Origin of the sequence: Streptomyces sp. FIT100 (assembly GCF_024584805.1) — a bacterium.
Lineage (GTDB): Bacteria > Actinomycetota > Actinomycetes > Streptomycetales > Streptomycetaceae > Streptomyces.
Window position 1 is genome coordinate 925,760 of the sequence record NZ_CP075715.1, and the last position, 23,506, is coordinate 949,265.

The 23,506-nt window shown below is 70.7% G+C and carries 18 protein-coding genes; 9 read left to right on the forward strand and 9 right to left on the reverse strand.

The features are described from left to right. Positions 1–211: 211 nt before the first annotated feature. The 5 genes from KK483_RS03955 to ngcE all read right to left on the reverse strand — a co-directional run bounded on the left by KK483_RS03955 (position 212) and on the right by ngcE (position 6,903). Positions 212–2,542, reverse strand: a complete 2,331-nt coding sequence (locus tag KK483_RS03955; RefSeq protein WP_262003743.1) for a glycoside hydrolase family 95 protein — start codon at positions 2,540–2,542, stop codon at positions 212–214. Further along, positions 2,539–3,522, reverse strand: a complete 984-nt coding sequence (locus tag KK483_RS03960; protein ID WP_262003744.1) for a hydroxyacid dehydrogenase — start codon at positions 3,520–3,522, stop codon at positions 2,539–2,541. Before KK483_RS03960 ends, KK483_RS03955 begins: the two co-directional genes overlap by 4 nt. A gap of 74 nt (positions 3,523–3,596) precedes the next feature. Continuing rightward, the gene (locus tag KK483_RS03965) at positions 3,597–4,523 is read right to left on the reverse strand and encodes a carbohydrate ABC transporter permease (RefSeq protein ID WP_262003746.1); all 927 of its coding nucleotides are present in this window, start codon (positions 4,521–4,523) and stop codon (positions 3,597–3,599) included. A 1-nt stretch (position 4,524) separates the two neighbouring features. After that, positions 4,525–5,436: a carbohydrate ABC transporter permease gene (locus KK483_RS03970; protein WP_262003748.1), complete on the reverse strand. Its 912-nt coding sequence runs from the start codon at positions 5,434–5,436 to the stop codon at positions 4,525–4,527. 33 nt (positions 5,437–5,469) lie between these two features. Then, a complete protein-coding gene (gene ngcE, locus KK483_RS03975) occupies positions 5,470–6,903 on the reverse strand; it encodes an N-acetylglucosamine/diacetylchitobiose ABC transporter substrate-binding protein (RefSeq protein WP_262003750.1) in 1,434 nt (477 codons plus the stop codon). 358 nt (positions 6,904–7,261) lie between these two features. Here ngcE and KK483_RS03980 point away from each other — a divergent pair, with 358 nt between their 5' ends. From KK483_RS03980 to KK483_RS03995, 4 genes are all read left to right on the forward strand, one after another. After that, positions 7,262–8,341: a substrate-binding domain-containing protein gene (locus KK483_RS03980; RefSeq protein ID WP_262003752.1), complete on the forward strand. Its 1,080-nt coding sequence runs from the start codon at positions 7,262–7,264 to the stop codon at positions 8,339–8,341. A gap of 206 nt (positions 8,342–8,547) precedes the next feature. Continuing rightward, on the forward strand, positions 8,548–11,514 hold the full coding sequence (locus KK483_RS03985) for a polysaccharide lyase family 8 super-sandwich domain-containing protein (protein ID WP_262003754.1): 2,967 nt from the start codon (positions 8,548–8,550) through the stop codon (positions 11,512–11,514). 377 nt (positions 11,515–11,891) lie between these two features. Then, positions 11,892–13,403: a glycerophosphodiester phosphodiesterase family protein gene (locus KK483_RS03990; protein WP_262003756.1), complete on the forward strand. Its 1,512-nt coding sequence runs from the start codon at positions 11,892–11,894 to the stop codon at positions 13,401–13,403. 179 nt (positions 13,404–13,582) lie between these two features. After that, entirely contained in the window at positions 13,583–15,028 is a 1,446-nt protein-coding gene (locus KK483_RS03995) for a sulfatase-like hydrolase/transferase (protein WP_262003757.1), read from the forward strand. Positions 15,029–15,200: 172 nt separating this feature from the next. On the opposite strand, the gene KK483_RS04000 is transcribed toward KK483_RS03995, so the two are convergent. After that, positions 15,201–16,406, reverse strand: a complete 1,206-nt coding sequence (locus KK483_RS04000; protein WP_262003759.1) for a cysteine desulfurase-like protein — start codon at positions 16,404–16,406, stop codon at positions 15,201–15,203. Positions 16,407–16,708: 302 nt separating this feature from the next. On the opposite strand from KK483_RS04000, the gene KK483_RS04005 reads away from it, so the two are divergent. From KK483_RS04005 to KK483_RS04015, 3 genes are all read left to right on the forward strand, one after another. After that, positions 16,709–17,164, forward strand: coding sequence for a hypothetical protein (locus KK483_RS04005; RefSeq protein WP_262003761.1), 456 nt, complete (start codon positions 16,709–16,711; stop codon positions 17,162–17,164). 104 nt (positions 17,165–17,268) lie between these two features. Then, positions 17,269–17,949, forward strand: a complete 681-nt coding sequence (locus KK483_RS04010; protein ID WP_262003763.1) for a DUF305 domain-containing protein — start codon at positions 17,269–17,271, stop codon at positions 17,947–17,949. Between the two features lie 288 nt (positions 17,950–18,237). Continuing rightward, positions 18,238–18,732, forward strand: coding sequence for a Rieske (2Fe-2S) protein (locus tag KK483_RS04015; protein ID WP_262003765.1), 495 nt, complete (start codon positions 18,238–18,240; stop codon positions 18,730–18,732). Here the strand turns inward: KK483_RS04015 and KK483_RS04020 are convergent. Next, positions 18,719–19,387, reverse strand: a complete 669-nt coding sequence (locus KK483_RS04020; protein ID WP_262003767.1) for a cysteine hydrolase — start codon at positions 19,385–19,387, stop codon at positions 18,719–18,721. The genes KK483_RS04015 and KK483_RS04020 overlap by 14 nt on opposite strands. Before the next feature lie 197 nt (positions 19,388–19,584). Between KK483_RS04020 and KK483_RS04025 the strand changes: the two genes are divergently transcribed. Further along, positions 19,585–20,052, forward strand: a complete 468-nt coding sequence (locus KK483_RS04025) for a pyridoxamine 5'-phosphate oxidase family protein (RefSeq protein ID WP_262003769.1) — start codon at positions 19,585–19,587, stop codon at positions 20,050–20,052. Positions 20,053–20,148: 96 nt separating this feature from the next. Here KK483_RS04025 and KK483_RS04030 read toward each other — a convergent pair whose 3' ends face one another. Next, positions 20,149–21,048, reverse strand: coding sequence for a LysR substrate-binding domain-containing protein (locus KK483_RS04030; protein ID WP_262003771.1), 900 nt, complete (start codon positions 21,046–21,048; stop codon positions 20,149–20,151). Positions 21,049–21,122: 74 nt separating this feature from the next. Between KK483_RS04030 and KK483_RS04035 the strand changes: the two genes are divergently transcribed. Further along, entirely contained in the window at positions 21,123–22,112 is a 990-nt protein-coding gene (locus KK483_RS04035) for a DMT family transporter (protein ID WP_399013256.1), read from the forward strand. 29 nt (positions 22,113–22,141) lie between these two features. On the opposite strand, the gene KK483_RS04040 is transcribed toward KK483_RS04035, so the two are convergent. Further along, positions 22,142–23,473: an aminotransferase class I/II-fold pyridoxal phosphate-dependent enzyme gene (locus KK483_RS04040; RefSeq protein ID WP_262003774.1), complete on the reverse strand. Its 1,332-nt coding sequence runs from the start codon at positions 23,471–23,473 to the stop codon at positions 22,142–22,144. Positions 23,474–23,506 lie beyond the last annotated feature (33 nt).

Here is a 23,506-nt window from a genome sequence, read left to right on the forward strand (position 1 = left end):
GAGAATCGACCGCGTAACGCGGCACGATTCCGAAAGACCCTGAAAGACCCGTCTGGGCAGGCCAGAGGCATGGAAGGTCGCATTACCGCAGGTCAACGCCACCCGATAGACAACTTCATGACGTACGTACCGAGATCGTCGGCCTCGACGATGCCCGGGAGCGAACCGCCCTCACACAAGGGTGTGACGTAGCGGTCCGCTGTGACCTCTGTCAGCATTTCCCCAGGCTATACGCGTCCGCTCCCTGGCAATCCACGGAGTGGGTCGTGTAGCGGCGCCCGGCTTCCGCGTGGAAACCGAGGAGCTCGCCCGAGCCAGTGACGGTGACGGTGACGGGCAGTCCGGTCTCCGCGTCGACGAGGTGGTTGTCGGGGAACAGAGTGCTGCGGACGGTGAGTGGCGCTGTGCGCGTGGCTGTCAGTGCGAGCTCTGTGGCTCGGCCGCTCTTCCACTGGATGTCGACGACCGCACCGCCGCGGGCCCGCAGGCCGGTCACCGCTCCTTCGGGCCAGGCGGCGGGGAGGGCCGGGAGGATGTCGATCACGGCGAGGTGGCTGTGGAGCAGCATTTCGGCGATGCCCGCGGTGGCGCCGAAGTTGCCGTCGATCTGGAACGGCGGATGGGTGTCGAAGAGGTTCGGCAGGGTGCTGTGGGTGAGTTGTTGGGTGAGGAGGCGATGGGCCCGGTCGCCGTCCCTCAGTCGCGCCCAGAAGTTGATCTTCCAGGCTTTGGACCAGCCGGTGCCGCCGTCTCCGCGGGCGTCAAGGCTCACTCGGGCCGCTTCGGCGTACGCGGTTCCCGGGGTGATCTGGCTGCCGGGGTGGAGGGCGAACAGATGGGAGGCGTGGCGGTGGTGGGAGTGCGGGTCGTCGATGTCGGCCTTCCACTCCTGTAGTTGTCCCCAGGAGCCGATGCGCAGTCCGGGGTCGAGGCGGTTGAGAGTCTCGTGGAGCCGGTTGCCGAAGGTGGTGTCATCGCCGGTGAGGGCGGCGGCTTCGGCGGTGCTGGTGAGCAGGTCCCAGAGGATCTGCTGGGACATCGAGGGGCCGGCGGTGTACGAGCCATGTTCCGGGGAGTAGCCGGGTGAGGCGACGAGGGTGCCATCGGTGGGGTCCGTGTGGAGGGTGTCGAGCCAGAATTCGGCTGCTTCGCGCATGGCGGGGTAGGCGCGGCCGCGGAGGAAGGCGAGGTCGCCTGTGAAGCGGTAGTGCTCGTAGAGGTCTCGCACCAGCCAGGCTGCCGCCTCGGGGAACCAGAACGCGGTGGGCCAATCGTGCACGCCTGTGTATGCGTAGGGGGTGGTCTCGTTGTGCACGACCCAACCTGCGGCGCCGAACGCGGCGCGGGCGGTGGAACGGCCCGGCGGGCGCAGCAGGTCGATGAAGTCGAAGAGCGGTTCCGCGGTTTCGGCCAGGCCGCAGACCTCGGCAGGCCAGTAGTTCATCTGCAGGTTGATGTTGGTGTGGTAGTCGGCACCCCAGGGCGGGGCGATCGAGTCGTTCCACACGCCCTGCAGGTTGGCGGGGAGTGAGCCCGGCCGAGAGGAGGCGATCAACAGGTAGCGGCCGTGGTCGAAGAGCAGTTTCTCCAGGGCGGTGTTGTGCTCGCCGCGCACATGGGCGGCGAGGAGTTCGTCGGTGGGGACATCGGCCGGGAGCGTCGTGCCGAGGTCGAGGTCCACTCGGTCGAACAGGGCGCGGTGGTCGGCGACATGGGCGTGGCGCAGCTGTGCGAAGGGCAGGCCGGCCGCCGTGTCCACCGCCTTGGCGACGACGGTGTGGGGGTCTGCGCCGCGGTAGTGCGGGTGGGCGGGTGCGTAGTCGGTGCCGGCGGCCAGTACGAACCAGGCGGCGTCGGCGCCTTGGACGGTGATCGCACCGTCCTGTTCGGACACCGTGCCGCCCTCGGCGGTGAGCCGGAGTTGCGCTTCGAAACGCAGCCCGTTGTCGGCCAGTTCGCCCGCGAGCACGAGGGTGCCGTTCGGGGTGGGGAGACGGCGGGCCGGATGGGCAGTGTCCACACAGAGGGTGAAGGAGACATGTCCGGGACGGTCGGTGCTGATGCGGCCGGCGAGGACTCCCCCGGGGTGGCTGGCGAAGTACTCGCGGGTGTGTGTCACCGTGCCCGCGGTGAAGCGGACGCGTGCGATGGCCTCGCGCAGATCGAGTTCGCGGCGGTAGCCGCTGATCTCGCCGAGGTCTGCGAAGTCCACTCGTACATCGCCGAAGCTCTGGTACGAACCGTAGCCCTGACGGGGCCCGCCGAGCAGTTCCACGGCGCGCTCGTCGGCGAGTGTGCCGTCGGCGTCGATCGCGGCCCGTGCGGTGGCCAGGGCACCGGGCCGGGGGGTGGCCCAGTTGCCGTGGGCGTAGCCCTCGCGGGAGCCCGGACCGCCTGACCACAGGGTCTTCTCGTTGAACTGCAGTCGTTCCTGCTCGACCCCGCCGAAGACCATGGCTCCCATGGCACCGTTGCCGATGGGCAGCGCCTCGCGCTCCCAGTCGGTGGCGGGGGCCGTGTACCACAACAGGTGCGCTGTCATGCGGAACGCTCCAGGTCCGCGAGCCGGATCTGGCCGAGAAGCGGCTGTCCGGCCAGCAGACGCTCCACTTCGGCCGCGACGAATGAGCCGAGAAGGCGGCGCTCTCGACCACAGGCCCCGGCCACATGAGGGGTGATCAGGACGTTCGGCGAGGTGCGCAGCGGGTGGTCGGACGGCAGGGGTTCGGGGTCGGTGACGTCCAGCACGGCGGAGATACGGCCGGTGGCGCACTCGCCGGCCAGTGCTTCGTGGTCGATGAGGCTGCCGCGGGCGGTGTTGACGAGGACGGCGCCGTCGCGGAGCAGGCCGATGCGTCGTTCGTCGAACAGGTGCCGGGTCTCGGGGAGCGCGGGAGCGTGGAGGGTCACCTGATGCGATGCGGCGCACAGGGCGTCCAGTCCCGTGAGCTCCGCACCCAGCGAGCCGGCGGTCGCGAGGTCGGCGTATGGGTCGGCCAGCAGCACCCGGGCACCCAGCTCGGTGAGCTTGGGGATCATGAGCCGACCGATGCGGGAGGCACCGACGACACCGACGACGGAGCCGAGCAGCCCCAGCCCCTCGGGGGCGGCGGTCTCCTCCTGGCCGATCGAGGCCATCGCCGCCGGGGGCAGGATGCGTTTGGCGGCCAGTACGAGGACGGCGGCGGTGTACTCGGCGACGGGACGGGCGTTGGCCAGGGCGGCGGATGACACCGTGAGGCCGCGTTCGAAGACCACCGGGTCGACGAGGTGCTTGACCGAGCCGGCCGAGTGGATGACCGCCCGCAGCTTGGGTGCCCTGTCCAGTACCGCCGCGTCGATACGAGGGCCGTCCCAACCGGTGATCAGGATCTCTGTCTCGGAAAGGCTCACCTCGTCCAGGCGGGCCCACGGGCCGTCGAGCCGCAGGGCGCGGCGCAGCCGGGCGAGGACGGCAGGGGGGAAGAGTCCGTCGAAGAACGCGGGGTTGAGAGCCAGGACGGCGGGCACGCCAGTGGCCACGGAGGTGCTCCTTGCGCTGTGCGGTGTCGGCTGCGGCATGTCGCAGCAGCGGCGGTCGGGGAGGGCGGCGGACGCTATTTGAGCGAGCCGGCGGTCAGCCCGGACTGGATCTGGCGCTGGAAGACGGCGTAGACGGCGATCATGGGGATGATGGAGATACTCAGCGCGGCGAAGAGCGCGCCCCAGTCCGCCTCGTAGCCTGCCGCCGTGGAGATGTTGGCGACGCCCTGGGTGAGCACCCATTTGTCCTGGACGTCGCCGGGCAGCAGGATCAGCGGGATCACGTACTGGTTGGCCTGGCCTATGACGTTGAAGATGGTGATGCTCACCAGGGCGGGCTTGGCCATCGGCATCATGATGGTGAAGAAGATCCGCCAGTGCCCGGCGCCGTCGATGGTAGCCGCTTCCGCCACTTCGCTCGGCAGCGACTTGAAGAAGGCCGCGAGGAAGAACACGGTGAACGGGAGGGCGTAGGCGGCGTACACGAGGACCAGGCCGGTGTGGGTACCCAGCAGGCCGAGGTTGTCGACGACGAAGAACAGCGGCACGAGCGCCAGGAACATGGGGAAGGTCATGCCCGAGACGAACAGGTAGTAGAGGAACCTGTTCCCGGGGAAGGTGTAGCGGGCCAGGATGTACGCCGCGAGGGAGCCGAGCAGCATGGTGAGGGCCACGCCGCCGGATACGACGACGACGGTGTTGAGGACGTAGCGACCGATGTGGGCCTGGCTCCAGGCGCGGGCCCAGTTGTCGATGCGCCATTCGTGGGGAAGTGCCCAGGGAGATCCGAAGATCTCGGTGTTGGACTTGAAGGCCGCGACGAACGTGAAGAGCAGGGGCACGATCACCACTGCAGCCCACAAGGCCAGTCCGATGTGGGCCAGTCGGTTCAGGATCCCGAGTTCACGGCGGACCGGTCGGGGTGCGGCCGTCCGGGAGGACGCGGGCGCGGGAGGGGCGGGAGAGGTGACCTTGTCGGTCTCGCTCCGGGTGAGGGCCATGTCAGTACTCGATCCTCTCCCGCCGGGTGACCCGCAGGGTCAGGGCGGCGAATGTCATGACGATGAAGAACAGGACCACTCCGAGCGCCGACGCGTAGCCGAACTGGTAGTTCTTGAAGGCGTTGGACCACACCTGCAGGCCCAGCACCGTGGTGGCACCGTCCGGCCCGCCGTCGCCGACGGAGAGGACTTTGATCAGGGCGAAGTAGTCGAGAGCGGCGATGCCCAGATAGACCCAGGCGACCTGGAGGGTGTCGCTCAGCAGCGGCAGGGTGACGCTGAAGAAGGTCCTGGCCCTGCCGGCGCCGTCCAGTGCGGCTGCCTCGTACACCTCGGCGGGGATGGCGGCCATACCGGCCGAGAACAGCACGACATAGAAGCCGATGCCGGACCAGATCATCGCCCCCATGATCGACCACAGTGCGAGGCCGGGGTCGGTGAGGAAGCCGACGGGTTCGACGCCGAACCAGGCCAGGACGCTGTTGGCCACGCCGGTGTCGTCAGGGCGGTAGACGGACTGGAACATCACGCCGACCACCACGACGGACAGGACCTGGGGGAAGAAGAACACGGTGCGGTAGAAGCCGGAGCCGCGCACGCCCTTGGCCCGTCCTCGGTCGCTGCCGCCGGCGACATTGAGCAGGAAGGCGAAGAGCAGGGCGACCGCGATGGTGACCAGCGGCACGACGAGCAGGAGCAGGCCGTGGTTCTTCAGGGCCTTCCAGAACATGTCGCTCCGGAACACCTTGACGAAGTTGTCGAACCCCACCCAGGGAGCCTCCGACGAGACTCCGCGCCAGCTGGTCATCGCGATGTGGAAGGCCTGGAGGTACGGACCGATGACGAAGACCAGATAGAGGGCCACAGGGGCGAGCATTCCGCCCACCACGAAGCCGTACTTGCCGTGCCGCATGATCTGTCTACTCCGCTCCGCTGTCCGACCGGGTCAGCGCTGGAACTTCTTGATGGACGAGTCGGACCGGACCGCGTCCGCCTTCTTCTGCATCCGCTCGACGGCGTCGGCGGGCTCGACCGAACCGAAGAGCAGCCCGCTGGTGACGGCCTTGATCTCGTCGGCCATCGGCGGGTACCAGGCCATGAACCTGTAGTTCAGGAGATGGGTGCCGGCCGCGGCGAATGCGGCGCTGGAGCTTTGCCGGCCCGGGGGAAGCCGGACGCCCTCGGCGGCGCTGGTGACCGAGGTCAGGCCCCCGGTGAGCTCGGTGAATCCGGCCGTGCCTGCCTTGGAGAGCATCTGGCGCAGGTATTCCATGCCGGCGGCGGTGTTCGCTCCCTTGGCCGGCACCACGAACGCCTCGCCGGGCTGGGCCCGGACGGTCTGGACCGGCATCGCGTCGGCGGCTGTGAGGGAGGGGACGGGTATGAAGGCGTAGGTGAAGCCGGCCGGGGTGTCCTTCTTCATCTCGTTCTCGATGAAGTCCCCGGCGGGGTAGAAGGCGAGCTGGTCCTGGACCTGCCGCAGCTGGGCCTCGGTGTGCATCAGGCCGGCGTAGCGCTTGTGCACGTACTTCCCGGCGAAGTCGGCCCAGGCAGTGAACGCCTTGAGAACTGCCGGGTGGTTCCAGGCGCCTTCGTGAAGGTTGTCGATGTCTCGCAGCACGTCCTCGCCGCCCAGCTTGGCGGCGGAGACCATGATGACCGCGGTGCCGTAGTCCGGGGCGTTCTTGCCGCCGACACCGAAGACGTCCGTCCCGGACGCTTTGATCTTGGCCGCGAGGGCGGTGAACTCGGCCCAGGTCTTCGGCGGGGTCCAGCCCTTCTTCTCGAAGAGCTGCTTGTTGTACCAGATTCCGCTGATGCCCTGCGTGTAGTAGAGCTGGTAGATCCTGCCGTCGGTGGTGCCGGCCGCGACGGTGCCCTGGGCCAGGGTGTCACGCACCTTCTTCGACGCGTCGTCGACCGAGGGAGCGTCGAACAGCGCGGTGAGGTCCGCGAGCTGGCCCGCCTGGATCAGGGCGCCCAGGTCGAGGTCACCGAGGCTGGTGACGTCCGGCGGGTTGCCGCCGACGAAGCGGGGCTGGAGCACCTCGGCGACCTTCGGGACACCGGAGTGCTTGACCCGCAGCTCGGGGAACTTCTCGGCGAGCAGCTTCTCGTGGACGTCGGTGGCGTAGGCGTCGCCGAAGCCGCCCTTGAACACCACGATGTCGACGGTGCCCCCGTTCACCACGCCGAAGGGGTTCTGCGGCGTCTTCTCGGCGCCGCCCTTCGCGGTCGTCCTGGCACCGTCGTCGGACGTGCCGCCCACCGCGCAGCCGCTCAGCAGTCCGGCGGCAGGTACCGCCACGGCTGCCGCGCCGGCGAAGCGGAAGACCTGTCTCCGGGAGATGGCGCCGGACGGTTCGTTGGTGCGGGGCATGACGGCTCCTGGGGTTCCTGGTCATCCGGTGCCCGGATGCGGCTTGTAGAGGGAGGTGCGCCGCGCGTCCGCGGCGCGCACCCGCCGATTCGTCGGACGGGTCACGGCTCGGGAGGATCGTGCGACCGGGCCAACCACATGGTCAAGACTGTTCGATCAATCGATCAGGTACGAACATTCCCAGGACCGGACAGCGGGCATGCGGACGCGACAGCCTGACGGCCTTCCTGCCAGGACCGGAGGAAGAGCATCACCTTGATCTTGACTGCGCATGCGGTTCGAGCGGAGAGTCTGAGCCGCACCCGATCGAATCTGATCGGTATCCCGCAGACTGATCAAGCGAACTCGGAGGAGTGTCATGGACGCCGCGCAACGCCACAAGGCCATCCTGCGTACTCTGCGCAGATACGGTTCGGTGCGCGTCACCGAGCTGGCCGAGACTCTCGGAGTCACGCCGATCACGGTCCGGCGGGACATCAACCAACTCGCCGACGGGGGCTTACTCACACGCGTGCACGGCGGAGCCGTGCTCAACGACACGGCACAGAACGCCTCCCATGCCCCCGTCGGCCCCCCGCCGGGAAGACGCGGTCACTCGCGGACCATCGGCATGGTGGTGCCCGCCATCAGCTACTACTACCGCGAGGTCATCGAAGGCGCCCGAGCGGCCGCCGACGCCTACGGCATGCGCCTGGTCATCGGCGTGTCCCGGTACGAGGCGGCCGAGGACCGGGCGCAGATCCGTCAGTTGCTCGACCAGGGCATCGAAGGACTGCTCCTCACCCCCATCACGTCCACGGACGATGCCGAGGGGACCTGGCGCTGGATCGCCGAACTGCCCGTCCCTGTCGTCGTCGTGGAGCGCCGGCACACCATGGCGGCAGATGTGGGCCCCATCGAGTATGTGATCAGTGATCACGAGCACGGGGCCACACAGGCAGTGCGCCACCTCGCCGGACTCGGCCACCGGCGGATCGGTCTGGTGAGCAGGACCAGCCCGACCAGTGGCTGGTTGCGGCAGGGATTCCGCGCCGCCGCCACGACGCTCGGGATCCACGAGGACGTCCTGCTGCCCCCCGAAGTGCCGCTGCCCGGACAACCGGGCGACGACCTGGACAGCCTGGTCAGCTCCCTTCTCGAGTCGGGCGCCACGGCACTGCTCGTGCACCCCGACGAGCAGGCGGTGATCATGTTGCACACCCTGCGCGCGCGGGGTGTCGCCGTGCCTGACGACATGGCACTGGTCTCCTACGACGACGAGTTCGCGGGGCTCGCCGACGTTCCGCTCACGGCCGTCGCCCCGCCACGCCGCGAACTCGGCCACACCGGCGTGGAGTTGCTGACTCGCCGACTGCACGGGTCGAAGGGGTGCACCCTGCGCCACATCCACCTGCTGCCCCGGCTGCACATCCGCGCCTCGACCGTCGGCACCGGCTGAGTGCGCCCAGGATCCGCCGGCACCCACCTCTTGCCGCCGCTGTACTCGCCGCCCTACCCTCGCAGCCACGCCCCCGGCCTCGTGCACGGGGCGGGGAGGTACGGCTTCGACCTTCAGGCCCGTAACAGCGCCGGCGGGACGCCCCGGCGACAGACGGGCGGTCCGTGCCGTCCGGTAGCGGACGCCACCAGACGACGGAGTCTGACGTGCCCCCTTCGCACTCCCCCGCGCCCACACCCCGGGATGCCTCGCTGACCTCGTCCGCACTCTCCCGGCGCCGGTTCCTCGCCGTCACCGGAGGGTCCGTCGCACTGGCGGCCGTCCTCCCGCACCTGCCTGCCGCCGCGGCCGGCGACGCCTACGACACGCTGCGCACCCGCTGGGCGGACATCGTCACCGGAGGCGACGTCGACCCGGCCGACCCGGTCTTCGCCCCCGGCCTGCAGGCACTGAACGACAGTGCCGCCGCCCACTACAACTCACTCGACCGATCCACCGGACGCACCGCCCTGTGGTCCGACCTGCCGATCGGCAGCAGCCATCCCTCGGCGAACATCACCTCGACCGCCAAGCGCCTGAAGACCATCGCAGTGGCCTACGCCACTCCCGGCGGTGTCTACATCGGGAATGCGGGGGTGGCTGCCGACGTGGCGGCAGGTCTGCAGTGGCTGACGGACTCGATCTACAACACCGGCCAGTCCAACAAGGGCTTCGGCAACTCCTACGACTGGGTCATCGGTGCCCCGCAAGCCTGGGGTGACGCCGCCTGCCTCGTTCACTCCTCGATGACCAGCGCGCAGTTCGCCGCGTTCGGCAGCGCCATCGACCATTTCATCCCGGACGTGTCCGCCAAGAACATGCCGAGTGGCTTCGGCAACATCGGCGCCAACCGCACCGACATCTGCCAAGCGGTCATCGTCTGCGGAATCCTCAACAAGACCAGTGCCCGCATCAGTACGGCCGTCTCGGCCCTGTCCGCGGTGTTCCCCACCGTCCGGTCCTCCGACGGCTTCTACGCCGACGGCTCGTACATCCAGCACGGCTGGGTGCCCTACACCGGTTCCTACGGGGCGGTCCTGTTGGGCGGTCTCTCCCGTCTCTTCTCCCTGCTCGCCGGGTCCGGCTGGGCCGTCACGGATCCGGCACGGCAGAACATCCTCGACGCCGTACAGCGCTCCTACGCACCGTTCGTCTACAACGGCCTGTTGATGTACGGCGTGTGCGGCCGGGGCAACTCCCGCGGACTGATGGCGGGCGACACGTCCGGCGTGCAGTACGACGAGCACACGAGCGGCCATGTACTGACCGCACACATCCTCCGCCTCGCCGAAGGTGCGTCGGCCACCGAGGCCACCGCATGGCGGCGCATGGCCAAGGGCTGGACCGACCGTGCCTACTGGTCCCCCTACCAGCAGGACAAGGCGCTCCCACTGAGCTACATGGCGCTGGTGCACAAGCTCCTCACCGACCAGACGGTCACCGGCACACCCGAACCGGTCGAGCACCGCGTGTTCGGCTCGATGGACCGGGCCGTACACCGCCGCCCCGACTGGGCCTTCACCGTCAGCATGTGCTCGGCGCGCACCACCTTCTACGAGAGCGGCAACGGCGAGAACCTGCGGGGCTGGCACACCAGCAACGGCATGACCTACTGGTGGCGCTCCACGTCCGGAAACGGCCAGTACGACGACGCCTTCTGGCCCACCGTCGACCCCTACCGGCTTCCCGGCGCCACGAACTCCAGGAAGGCACTCGCGGACGCGGCCGGCGGCCCCTGGGGACAGACCCGCCCCACCGCGGTGTGGGCCGGCGGCGTCACCGACGGCACCTACGCCGCTCTCGGTCAGCACGTCCAGGGCCTGGAGTCCACGCTGCAGGGACGCAAGTCGTGGTTCTGCCTGGACGATTCGGTGGTCTGCCTGGGCGCCGACATCCGCGCGAGCGACGGCACGGGCGTGGACACCACCGTCGACAACCGCAACCTGGGCGCCACCGGCCCGCACAAGTTCACCGTGGACGGCACAGTGAAGCCCACGACCACGGGATACGAGGAGACCCTCACCGGCATCAGATGGGCCCACATCGACGGTATGGGCGGCTATGTCTTCCCCGGTGGGGCCACCGTGCGCGCCAAGCGCGAAGCACGCACCGGCGCTTGGCGCGACATCCACGTCGGAAGCTCCACCACCGCACTCACCCGGGTCTATCTGACCATGTGGTACGACCACGGCACCGACCCGACCGCCGGAACGTACGCCTACCAGCTGCTCCCCGGTGCCGACACCACCACGACCGCGCAGCGCGCACAGAACCCGACCTTCACCGTCCTGGCCAACACGGCGAACGTCCAGGCCATCACCGACACCGCCACCGGCGTCACCGCCGCCAACTTCCTCGCCGCCGGCACCGCGGGCCCCATCACCGTCTCCGCCCCCTGCTCCGTCCTGATGCGCGAGAGCGGCGGCACTCTCAGCGTCAGCGTCGCCGACCCCACGCGGGCAGCCACCACCATCACCGTCACGCTGAACCGCACCGGCTACACCACCGCCTCGGGCGACGAGGAAGTCAGCATCCTGGGCCTTTCCCCGGTGAAACTGCTGGTGGAAACGGGCGGTTCGGAAGGCGGACCACGCAGGATCACCCTCGGCACCGGCCCCTCCGTCACCGCCGGACAGACCGTCACCCTCTCTCCCACCTCGGACGCCCACACCCGCGACGGCTCGTACGCGACGACCAACTACGGCGCCGGCACCCTGCTGGACATCAAGACGGATGCCACCGGCTACAACCGCCGCGCCTACCTCAAGTTCGACCTCGCGTCGCTCCCCGCAGCCCCCCGCCGCGCCGTCCTGTGGCTCCACGGCGAAACGGCGGACTCCACCGGCACCCAGGGCACCCTCGGCGCCTACGCCACCACCGGCGCGGACTCCTGGACCGAACCCGGCCTCACCTGGAACAACCAGCCGGCCCTCGGCGCACTCCAGTCCACAGCGCCACTCTGCGAGAACAAGGACTGGATCCCGCTCGACGTCACCGCCCTGGTCACCGCGGCACATCACGGCGACGGCATCGCCACCGTCGCCCTCGCCCAGGCCACGAAGGGACTCGCCGTACAGGTCCACAGCAGGCAGAACGCCGAGCACCGACCGTTCCTGCAGGTCATCACCGACTGACGCCGAATGCCCATGACGCGGTGACGGGCGCGCTCCGGTCCGCTTCCAAGCGTGCCGGAGCAACCCGGCGGCGGCCGTGGCCACCGACTCCACCGGGCACGGAATTCGGTTGGTACCGGCCCTCGCCACCCTTTCGCAGAAGCCGACGGGGCTCACGACGGTCCTTGCCCGCAGTGCCGTCGGAAGATCCCGACGGCGCCGACGGGGCACGCTCCCGGAGTGGTTCGGGGAAGACGACTGCAGCGCGGAACCTCGCACGGTGTGGGCGTGCCGAGGCGCGGAAACGCTGTGGTGCTCCCGTGATTGTTCAGGCGTTGGATGATCCCCGGTCACTCACACGTCCTGGTGCTCTATGTCGTCCTCCTACATTTCGCGCCATGACTGAATCAACTGAATCGATTCTTCGTCGGAGCGTCCTCGCAGCGACCGCTCTGACTCTTGCTCTGACGGGCGCGGTGGTCGGAGCCGGCCTGTCCGACGGCAACCCCTCGACCGGGATCGGGCTCGTCGCCGACGAGGGCGGCCACCCCGCCCCGGGCGGGACCGATGGGTCGTACGTCTTCGGCGGACGCGGCCAGGGAGGGCGCACGCCGGCCGAGCGCGCCTACCACGACCTGCTCGATCACGGTCCTCACGCCAAGATCCTCACCGCCGCCCACCGCGGTCAGTGGCGGGACGCGCCCGAGAACTCGCTGCCCGCGATTCTGGCCGCCTTCCGGCAGGGTGCCGAGATCGCCGAGATCGACATCCAGCTCACCAAGGACGGCGTACCCGTCCTGATGCACGACACCACGGTGGACCGCACCACCAACGGCACTGGCCGCGTTGCCGACCTGACGCTCGCGCAGATCGAGGAACTGCGGCTCAAGGAGGGCCTGGGCGGCGCTCAGGCCGCGATCACCGATGAGCGGATACCGACGCTCGCGGAGGCCATGAGAGTCGTCAAGGATCGTGGGCTGGTCAACCTCGACAAGGGCTGGCCGTTCCGCGAGGAGATCTGGGACGTGCTGGCCGAGACCGGCACCGTCCGCAACGGCATCTACAAGAGCGCCGCGCCGGTCGCCGAGGTCAACGCCTTCCTCGCGGCCCATGAGGGTGCCGTCTACATGCACATGATCGGCGACGACAATCTGGCGCACGTGGCCGGCTTCGGCGACGACCAGCCGATCGCGTACGAGGTCAACTTCGGCAGCATCGCGGACGCCGTGGCCCGCAAGCCGTTCCTCGACTCCCTCGCCCGGCACAGCCGGGTGTGGAGCAACACCATGTGGAACGGCCTGGCGGACCGGATGACCGACGAGGCGTCGCTGATCGACCCGCTGCGCGGCTGGGAAGGTCTGGCACGCGGCTTCAACACCACCATCTTCCAGACCGACGACGTGGAGAAGCTGGAGTCCTGGCTGCGCACGGGAGCGGGCGACCCGGTCCCGCACGGCAGCCTGCGGGTGCAGGCCGAGGACTTCCTGCCGGGCGAGGGCGTCGGCTACCACGACAACGACACCGCCAACCTCGGCGGGCTGCGTGCGCGTCCCGGTGAGGGCGTCGACATCAGCGACGCCGACGGCAACGTCCGGGTCTCCTGGATGCGCGGGGGCGAATGGCTCACCTATGAGGTGACGGTTCCGCGCGGTGGGAACTACGCGGTCTCCGCCCGGGTTTCCTCCCCGTACTCCCCCGCCGGCACCTACACGATTTCCTTCGACGGTGGTCGCGACAGCGACCGCATCGCCGTGCTCAACACCACCAGCCACAACAAGCAGGTGCTCCAGCCGAGCGGCGTGAACCGGTACCTCACCGCGGGGCGGCACACCCTCCGGGTGAGTCTCCCGGCGGACGCCCAGCAGAACTGGAACCTCGACTATCTCCAGTTCGACCCGGTCCGCCGCTGACGGCTCGTACCGGTATCCCGGTGCGCCACCAGCCCGGCCGCCCCATCGGAGGCGGAACGATCCGATCGGCCCATGCGTTCCGTACCGGGCACACGTGCCGGCCCGCACTCGAGAGTCGAGGAGCAGCCCGCCTTCATGACGAACAAGACCGACGAGCGAGAGTCGAGGTGACGTCCGCCATGTCCGTCAGTCCGCACAATGTCATCGTCATCCTCACCGACCAGCAGCGCTGGGACACCACCGGAGTGCACGGCAACCCCGCCGATGTCACACCGGAGTTCGACCGCATCGCCCGCACCGGTACCCACGTGGAGCAGGCGCTCACTCCGCAGCCGGTCTGTGCACCCGCGCGGGCGGCGCTGCAGACGGGCCGGTATCCGACGGCGACCGGAGTGTTCCGCAACGACATACCGCTGCCCGGCGACATTCCCACCATCGCCGGGGTGTTCGGCGACGCCGGTTACGTCACCGGCTACATCGGCAAGTGGCACCTGGGCGGCGCGGAGGCGTCGCAAGCCGGGCCGGTGGCCGCGGAGCGGCGGGGCGGATACCAGCGCTGGCTGGCGAGCGATCTGCTGGAGTTCACTTCGGACGCGTACCGAACGGTGCTGTACGACGAGCAGGGCGAGGCGGTGCGGCTCGTCGGCTTCCGCTCCGACGCCCTGATCGATGCGGCGATCCGATTCGTCGCCGACCACCACGACCGGCCTTTCTTCCTGTTCCTGTCGCTCCTTGAGCCGCACCACCAGAACGCGACCGACGACTACCCCGCCCCGGAGGGCTACCGCGAGCGCTACGAGGGCCGCTGGCTGCCCGCCGATCTCGCCGCCTTGTCCGCGAACGCTCCCCAGGGCGGCGCCCATCGCCACCTGGGCGGCTATCTGGGGCAGATCAAACGGGTCGACGAAGGGGTGGGCCGACTGCGCGACAGCCTGCGCAGTCTGGGTCTTGAGGATTCCACCGTCGTCGCCTGGACCGCGGACCACGGATCCCACTTCCGCACTCGCAACGAGGAGTACAAGCGCTCCGCCCACGACGCCTCGATCAGGGTTCCGCTGGCACTCACCGGACCCGGATTCTCCGGCGGCGGGCTCATTCGCCGCCCGGTGAGCACCGTCGACCTCGTCCCCACGCTCGTCGAAGCGGCCGGGCTGCCCGTGCCCGAGGGCGTACAGGGGCGTTCGTTCCTCCCCCTCATCGGTGGCGGCGAGGACCCGGACCGCCCCGAAGCGGTGTTCGTCCAGATCAGCGAGTCCCATATCGGCCGGGCGCTGCGCACCGTCCGGTGGAAGTACGCGGTGGCCGCGCCGGAGGGCGACCCCTGGGCGGATCCCGGCGCGAGCCGTTACGTCGAGACCGAGCTCTACGACCTCGCCGCCGACCCGCACGAACTGGACAACCTCGCCGGACTGACCTCTCATCGCGAGGTGGCCGATGTGCTCCGCGAGGAACTGACCCGCTGGATGGTCCGGGTCGGCGAGCCGAAACCGTTGATCGAGCCGGCGGAGGTCCGCCCCGCGGGAGGCCGCAAGGCCGAACCGGAAGTGACGGAACTCCCCTGGGACGGCGTGCCCTTCGCCCACCGGGCGACCGGCTCCTCACCTCTGGGTCACCGGCGCGGGTAGGGCACGTCGAAGCGCTCCTCGGCGTCCCCCGCTCCGGTGGTGTCCACCGGAGCGGGCGGGCGGCGGCGCGGGCGGGCGGCGGCGCTGCCCCGATGTGACCGCCCGGACCGGCGGAGGCCGACCCGGCTCCGTACGCATCACGCCACGGACGCTGCGCGCCGTCCTCACGACCTCACGACCGCAGGAAGTCCGCCAGACCCTGGAGGAGCCTGTCGACGTCCGCGGTGTCGTTGTAGGGCGCGAGACCGACGCGGAGGCCGCCGGAGTCGCCCAGGCCGAGGTGGCGGGAGGCTTCGACGGCGTAGAAGGAACCAGCGGGCGCTTGGACGCCGCGGGCCGCCAGGAAGCGGTAGGCGTCCGTCGCGTCGCGGCCCTCGAAGGTCAGGAGCAGGGTCGGGGTGCGGTCGGCGGCGCGGGAGTGGACCGTGATCCGTTCGAGCTCCGACAGGCCCTTGTCGATCTGCGCCTTCAGCCCCTCCTCGTGCTCCGCGAGCGCCGCGAAGCCGGCGGTCAGACGTTCCCGGCGCGTCCCGGCGGCGTCGGCGTCGAGGCCGGCCAGGAAGTCGACCGCGGCGCACGTGCCGGCGAGGAACTCGTAGGGCAGTGTGCCGAGTTCGAAGCGGTCGGGGACCACCTCGGTGGAGGGCAGCAGCTTGTCCGGATGGAGGGTTTCGAGCAGCGCGGGCCGGGCGGCGAGGACGCCGTGGTGGGGGCCGAGGAACTTGTACGGGGAGCAGGCGTAGAAGTCCGCGCCGAGCCGCTCCAGGTCGACCGGCGAGTGGGCCGTGTAGTGGACGCCGTCGACGTAGAGGAGGGCGCCTGCCTCGTGGACGAGGCGGGAGATCTCGGTGACCGGGGGCCGGGTGCCGATCAGGTTGGAGGCGGCGGTGACCGCGACCAGCCGGGTGCGCTCCGAGAGCACTGCGCCGATGTCGTCGGCGGTGAGTTCGCCTGTCGCGGGGTCGAACTCCGCCCACCGGACGGTGGCTCCGGCCTGCTCGGCGGCCTGGATCCAGGGACGGATGTTGGAGTCGTGGTCGAGGCGCGTGACGACCACCTCGTCCCCGGGCGACCAGGTTCTGGCGAGGGTGCGGGCGAAGTCGTAGGCGAGCTGGGTGGCGCTGCGGCCGAAGACGATCCCGGAGGGCTCCGCGGCCAGCAGGTCGGCCAGGGCCCGGCGGCTCTCGGTGACGATGGTCTCGGCGTTGCGCTCACCCGCGGTCTCGTGGCCCCGGTTGGACAGCGGACGGGCGAGGGCGTCGGCGATGGCCTGGATGACGGGCTGCGGGGTCTGCGTGCCGCCGGGTCCGTCGAAGTGGGCGATGCCGGCGGTCAGGGCGGGGAACTGCGCACGGACGCCGGTGACGTCGTAGCTCACGAGGTGCTCCTGTCGGGGGCGGTGGTGTCTGCGCGGAGGATCGACTCGGCCAGCATGTTGCGCTGCGGCGACGGGGGCAAGGGGGGCTGGTCGGCACCGGAGCGGCGAGCCGCTCCTCGCGGGGGGCGTGAGGAGCGGCTTCGACGGCAACCCATCACACGGTTCGCGATACCCCTACCCGGTATAGTCGGGTGTGGTCGGGCGCCGGGTCCGGCCGGCCTCGGGGGTCCTGGGGCGTCTCTCGGTTGTCGTCGCGGGCGGAGGCAGGCGTGACAGTGCGGCAGTACACGCGAGCAGCGGGCGTGGCAGCGCGCCTTCTGCTCGTCGTGGTGCTGGCGCTCGGCGTGTTCGTCATGCACACCGTCGGACATCCCGGTGAGGGTTCCGGGACGGCGTCCCCCTCTCATACGGTCGCGCACGCGGCCGCCGTCACCGGCGGGCCGGGCGCGCACGGACACCATGGGGACGGCGCCACGGAGGCGGCCCGCGTCCACACCGCGGTCGCCGCCGACCTGTCCGCAGGGCCTGCGCCGACCAGGGCCACGGCCCCGCCGGACCAGCCCGGCATGGCCATGGACATGGCGTCGCTGTGCCTCGCCGTCCTCGGCACATGGGCGCTGGGCGCGCTGCTGCACGCCGCGTTCGCGGGCCGGCGTGACTGGTTCGCGAGGTCGGCGACCGGAGTTCTCACCGCCGTACCGCCCGGTTCCCCGCCCCGAGCGCCCGACCTGGCGCAGTTGTCGATTCTGCGGATATAGGCCGGTTCTCCCGCGCGGGCGCGCCGCCCTGCCGGGCCGGCCGTCCGTCGCCACCGCCTGTCTCTTCGCACTTTCCGAATCGACCACACACGAGGTACACAGCCATGACCTTCTTCCAGCGTGCCCTCACCCGGCCCGTTCGCCGCGGCGCGGCGGTGGCGGGAGCCGTCGCCGCCGGGACCCTGCTGATCGCCGCCTGCGGCGACAACGGCGCGGGGTCGCCCGCCGCCTCTCCGGAGGCCGGTGCGTCGGCCGCGCCTGCGGCGGGGTTCAATGACGCGGACGTCGCGTTCGCCCAGGGGATGATCCCGCACCACCGGCAGGCACTCGAGATGGCGGAACTCGCCGACAGCCGCGCCTCCGACCGGGAGATCAAGGCCCTGGCCGGCCGGATCGAGAAGGCCCAGGACCCCGAGATCACCACCCTGCGCTCCTGGCTCACGTCCTGGGGCAAGCCCGAGTCGCCCGCCTCGGACCACGGGACGGGCCACGGCTCGGGCCACGACGACGGCGCGACGCCCGGCCCGGCGTCCGGAAACGCATCCGGCACGGCGTCCGGGATGATGTCCGGCCATGACATGGACGCGCTCATGTCCGCGAAAGGCGCCGACTTCGACCGCAAGTTCGCCCGGATGATGATCGACCACCACAACGGCGCCATCGCCATGGCCGAGGACGAGCAGAAGCACGGCCGCAACGCCGCCGCCAAGGAGCTCGCCGGCGACGTCGTCGAGAACCAGTCCGCCGAGGTCGACCAGATGCGGGACATCCTCTCCCGGCTCTGATCGCCGTCACCCGCACCGCCACCGGCGCCGGCATCGCCACCAGCACCGCCACCGGCGCCGGCACCGGCACCGGCACCGGCACCGCCGCACGCACCGCTGTTCCGGGCGCCTCTGTTCGAAGGCCCGGAACGGCGGCGCCTGCCCGGCCCGTCCGTGAGCATTTCGCCGGAATGCTGCGTGGGAACTGCGTGACTTCCGGCGTGGCCGGTTGAACGGGGTGCCCCCTGGTCCCGTACAACATCAAGAGCGGCCCGAACAGGGGGCCGACCGTGGAAGGGGAGTCGGCACATGACCGGAACGCAGGGACCGGCGCGCAGTGTGGCACGACGCACCGTCGTGACGGCTGCCGGCGGAGCAGGGCTCGTCGCGGCGCTGACGGCGTGCGGCGGCGGCTCGGAAGGCTCGACGGAGGTGGCCGACACGCCGCCGGCCGACGGCGGCACCACCGGCGGTACGACCGGTGGTACGTCCAGCACGGGCAGCTCGACCGGCGGTGGTGGCGGCGAGGTGCTGGCGAAGACCGCGGACATCCCGGAGAGCGGCGGCAAGGTCTTCGGCGATGTCGTGGTGACCCAGCCGCAGGCGGGTGAGTTCAAGGCGTTCTCGTCCAAGTGCACCCACCAGGGCTGCGCCGTGAAGGACGTCTCCGAGGGCCTGATCAACTGCCCTTGCCACAACAGCATGTTCGACGCGAGCGACGGCAGCCCGAAAGGCGGCCCGGCGACGTCCCCGCTGCCTTCCGTGTCGATCGTCGTCGAAGGGGACTCGATCAGGCTCGCGTGACGGGTGCCTGCCGCGGCGACCGGCGCGGGCCCTTCCAGCATGCGAGCACCTCGTCCGTACTGACGACCGTGGCGACGAGGGCGAGCGTGTGACGGACCATCGCGGGGGTGTACTCGGGGGGTACCCCCGCGATGGCATCCGCCGGGACGACCGCGGTGTAGCCGAGGTTGACGGCGTCGAAGACGGCGTTCGGGACGGCCACGTTGGCCGACACGCCGGTGACGACAAGAGTTCGGCAGCCGAGGTTGCGCAGCAGCGCGTCGACGCCCGTGCCGGCGATCGGCGACAGGCCGTGCAGTCTGCGGACGACGATGTCCTCGTCGGCGACCTCGATCGGCTCGGCGATACGGACGGCCCTGCTCCCCGTGTGCTGCTGGACCGGCAGACGCCGGGCGGCGCGGAAGAGCCGGGCGTTGTCGTTCGAGCCGCGCCCGTCGGGCCTCCGCTCGGCCACGGCGTGCAGGACCTGCACCCCGGCCTCGTGCGCGGCGGCGACCAGCCGTGCGATCTGGGGCAGGGCACCGGACGAGCGGGCCTGCGCGGCCAGTTCCGGGAGAGCGCTGTCCATGCCGACGACACCGTTCTGGCATTCGACGGTCAGCAGGACCGTGGCCGCGGGGTCGAGCTGCTCCGCCAGCTGTTCGAACGAGGGCATCGCTCCGTCCTCCTCCTCGACGCGTCCGTCGGGTGATCCGACGGGTCATCCGGCAGATCCGACGGATCGTCCTCGGGTGGGCCGTCCGGCGGGTCGTGCGGCGGGTGACCGGGGGCGTGACGGTAACCGGCATTGCGCCGGCAGGGAAGAGCCTCCATGATTTCTGACACCATGTCAGCTATCGGGAGGGGGCCGGGATGGCCGTCACTCAGCGCCGCGGTCGCCGGATCATGATGGCGCCGGCCGAACGGGACGCCTTCCTCGCGGAGCAGCGCACCTGTCGGGTGGCGACGGTGTCACCCGACGGGCGGCCGCATGTCAGTGCGCTCTGGTTCGTCTGGGACGGCACGTCCCTGTGGCTCTACTCGATCACCCGCAGCCGCCGCTGGGCGGAGCTGCGGCGCGACCCGCGGATCGCGGTGGTGGTGGACGCGGGTGAGGAGTACGGCGAACTGCGGGGCGTCGAGCTGTCCGGTACGGCGGTCTTCGTCGGTGAGTCGCCGAGGACCGGGGAGCCGTGCCCGGAGCTCGACGCACCCGAACGGCTCTTCGCGCGGAAGAACTTCGGGCTCGACACCATGCCGCACGACGGCCGCCACGCCTGGGTCAGGCTGACGCCGGACGCGATCGCGTCGTGGGACTTCCGCAAGCTGGGCGCGCTCTGAGGCTCTGATGCTCCAAGGCTCTGCGGCTCTGCGGCTCCGAGCCGGACGGGCCGAACGGGCCGAACGGGCCGGAATGCGCGGCCCGGCCCTGCGGCGTCAGGTCGGCGTCGCGGCGGAGCGGAGCGCGGAGACCGCCGCGCGGATCGAGGGGCGGCGGTCCGCGTCGACGCGCCAGATCGCGTAGATGTGCCGCAGCATCTTCTGCCGTACGGGGACGAGCCGCACCCCTTCCGGCACCGGACCCCGCCCCAGCCGCGGCGTCACACAGACCCCGAGGCCGGCGCCGATCAGGGCCAGCTGGGTGTGGTGCTCCCCCGCCATGTGCGCGATCCGCGGTTCGATGCCCTTGGAGCGGAGGGTGAAGACGAGCCACTCGTAGCAGAACTCGCCCTCGGGCCAGGACACCCATTCGTCGTCGGCGAAGTCCTCCAGGTCCACCTCCGCGCGCTGCGCGAGGGGGTGGTCGGCCGGGACGGCGACATCCGCCGCGTCGTCCAGCAGTTGGGCCCGCGCGAGCCCTCCGGGCACGGGGAGCCGCTTGTTGTTCCAGTCGAGGACGACGGCCAGGTCGAGGTCGCCCCTGACGACCTGCCGTACCGCCTCCTCGGGCTCCAGCTCGTGGGCGCGCACCCGCAGTTCGGGATGGGCGCCGCGCAGTGCGGAGATCATCGCGGGGAGGAGCCCGCGCGCCGCCGTCGGGAAGGCACCGATCCGCACCTCGCCCACCGCCTGACCGCGCTGCGCCTCGATGTCGGCCTGGGCGAGCTCCACCTGGGACAGGATCCGTGCGGCGTGGTCGGCGAGCAGCCGGCCCGCGTCGGTGAGCCGCACCCCCCGACCGTTCCTGGCGAGGAGCTGCTGCCCGACCTCGCGCTCCAGCTTCGCCATCTGCTGCGACACGGCCGACGTCGTGACATGCAGCCCGTCGGCCGCACCGCTGACCGAGCCGTGCCGGGCCAGTGCGTCCAGAGTCCGCAGGCGCTCCAGATTCAACATGTAAGCAATACTAAGGCAATGCACCAAACAAATCTCACTTGTTCTACGAGATCATCGCGGCGACAGTGGACCTCATGAGCACCGTCGCGCCGTCATCACGCACCCAGACCCCACCCACCGCTTCCCCGACCACCGCCTCCGCGGCGACCGCCCCGGCGACCGCCGCCACCCGCCGCCGCGGCCTCGACTGGCGCATCCGCTTCGCGGTGCTCTCCCTGATCTGGGGCTTCAGCTTCCTTCTGATCAAGGTGGGGACCGGGGCCTACGCCCCGTTCCAGGTCACCTTCGGACGGCTGCTCTTCGGTACGGCCGTGCTCGCCGCGGCCATGGCGGTGCGGCGTGAGCGGCTGCCCCGGGGCCTGCGCACCTGGGGCCATCTCCTGGTGGCGGGGTTCTTCCTCAACGCCCTGCCGTTCTCGCTGTTCGCCTACGCGGAGCTGACGATCCCGTCCACCCTGGCCGGGATCTGCAACGCCACCTCCCCCCTGTGGGGCATGGCGCTCTCCCTCGTGGCGCTCTCCGAGGACCGGCCGACGCGCCGGCGGGTGGCCGGTCTCGGCATCGGCTTCATCGGCGTGCTGACGGTGCTCGGCGCCTGGCAGGGCTTCTCGGGACTGGATGTGACCGGCACGGCGCTGGCCCTGCTCGCCTCGCTGAGCTACCCGGTCGGCTGGATCTACGTCCGCCGCACGCTCGCGGGTTCCAGCTTCTCGAACCTCTCCCTCACCGGCGCCCAGCTCCTGCTCGCCACGCTCCAACTGGCGCTGGTGACCCCGCTGTTCACCACGCTGCCGACCTCCTTCCCCGTCGTGCCGCTGCTCGCCGTGGTGGCCCTGGGCACGCTCGGCACCGGCTTCGCGATGCTGATCCAGTACGGGCTGGTCGCCGAGGTCGGGCCGACGACCGCGACGATGGTCACGTACTTCGTCCCGGTCATCGCCACCGCCGCCGGTGTGACCCTCCTGGACGAGCGGCTCGCCTGGAACACCCCGGTCGGCGCGCTCATCGTGCTGGCCGGCGCCGCACTCACGCAGAGCAGGCGCCGCAGGCAGCAGGAGGCGTAGCCGGCGTCAGCCATAGCTGCGCGCCGGCATCAACCGTAGCTACGGGCCGGCATCAGCCCCGCGGCCGACGCCACCGCCGTCGCGAGCGCCTCGATCTCCTCCGGGGCCAGCCCCGACACGGTGAGGCGGACCGCGGGCGGCGTGGAGATCCGGAACCGAGCCCCCGGCGCGACCGCCCAGCCCGACTGCAACAGCCGTGCGACCGCCCCGGTCTCGTCGGCCACGGGCACCCACACGTTCATCCCGCTGCGCCCCCGCGCCTCGATGCCCCGCCCGGCCAGCGCCCGGATCAGGGTGTCGCGCCGCTCTCCGTACGCCCGCGCCACCGCGACCGGGTCCACCGCGCCCGACGTCCACAGCTCCACGACCGCCCGCTGGAGCAGCCTGCTGACCCAGCCGGGTCCGAGCTGCTGCCGCCCGAGCACCCGGTCGACGGTGAGGGCGTCGCCGGTCATCACGGCGAGCCGCAGATCCGGGCCGTACGCCTTGGCGGTGGAGCGTACGAGCACCCAGCGGTCGACCACCCCGGCGAGCGGGTGCAGCGGCTGGTCGACGATGGCGTGCCCGTGGTCGTCCTCGACGAGCAGGACCTGCGGATGGCGGGCGAGCACCCTGCGCAGTTCCTTCGCGCGCGGTTCGGTGATCACGGCTCCGGTGGGGTTCTGGGCCCGGCAGGTGACGATCAGCGCCCGCGCTCCCGCGGCCAGCGCACGTTCCACCTCGTCCGGGCGGGGGCCGTCCTCGTCGAGGGCGATCGGGACGGTCCGCAGCCCGAGGGCCGGGACGAGGTCCAGCAGCCCGGCCCAGCCGGGGTCCTCGACGGCGACGGCGTCGCCCGGCCTGAGATGGACGCCGAGCACGCGCTCGATGGCGTCGAGCGAGCCGGACGTGACGGCGAGGGGCCCGTCCGGTACGCCGTCGGCGTCGAGCCCGGCCCGGGCGATCCGGGCCAGCTCGGGGTCGACGGGGGCCTCCCCGTAGAGCACGGGCTGCTCGTCCTGGCGCCGCGCGGCGGCCGCGAACGCCTCGTACAGCGACGGCAGAAGCGCGGGGTCGGGGTTGCCCTGGGAGATCTGCCGCACGCCGGGCGTCGCATCGACACCCAGCGAGCTGCGCGCCGTGCTGGCCGGGCGCGAGCGCACCCTGCTGCCCCGGCGGCCGGCCGTCTCGATGACGCCGCGCTCGCGCAGCGTCCGGTACGCGGCCGCGACCGTGTTCGCGTTGACGCCCAGCGCGGCCGCCAGCTCTCGCATGGGCGGCAGCAGTTCCCCCGGGGCGAGATCCCCCGCGGCGACCCCCAGCTCCACGCTCGCGGCGATCTCCGATGCACGACGACCCGCGATCCGATATTCTCCTAGCACAAACGAGATTATGCACTAGTGCAATGGAGTTTC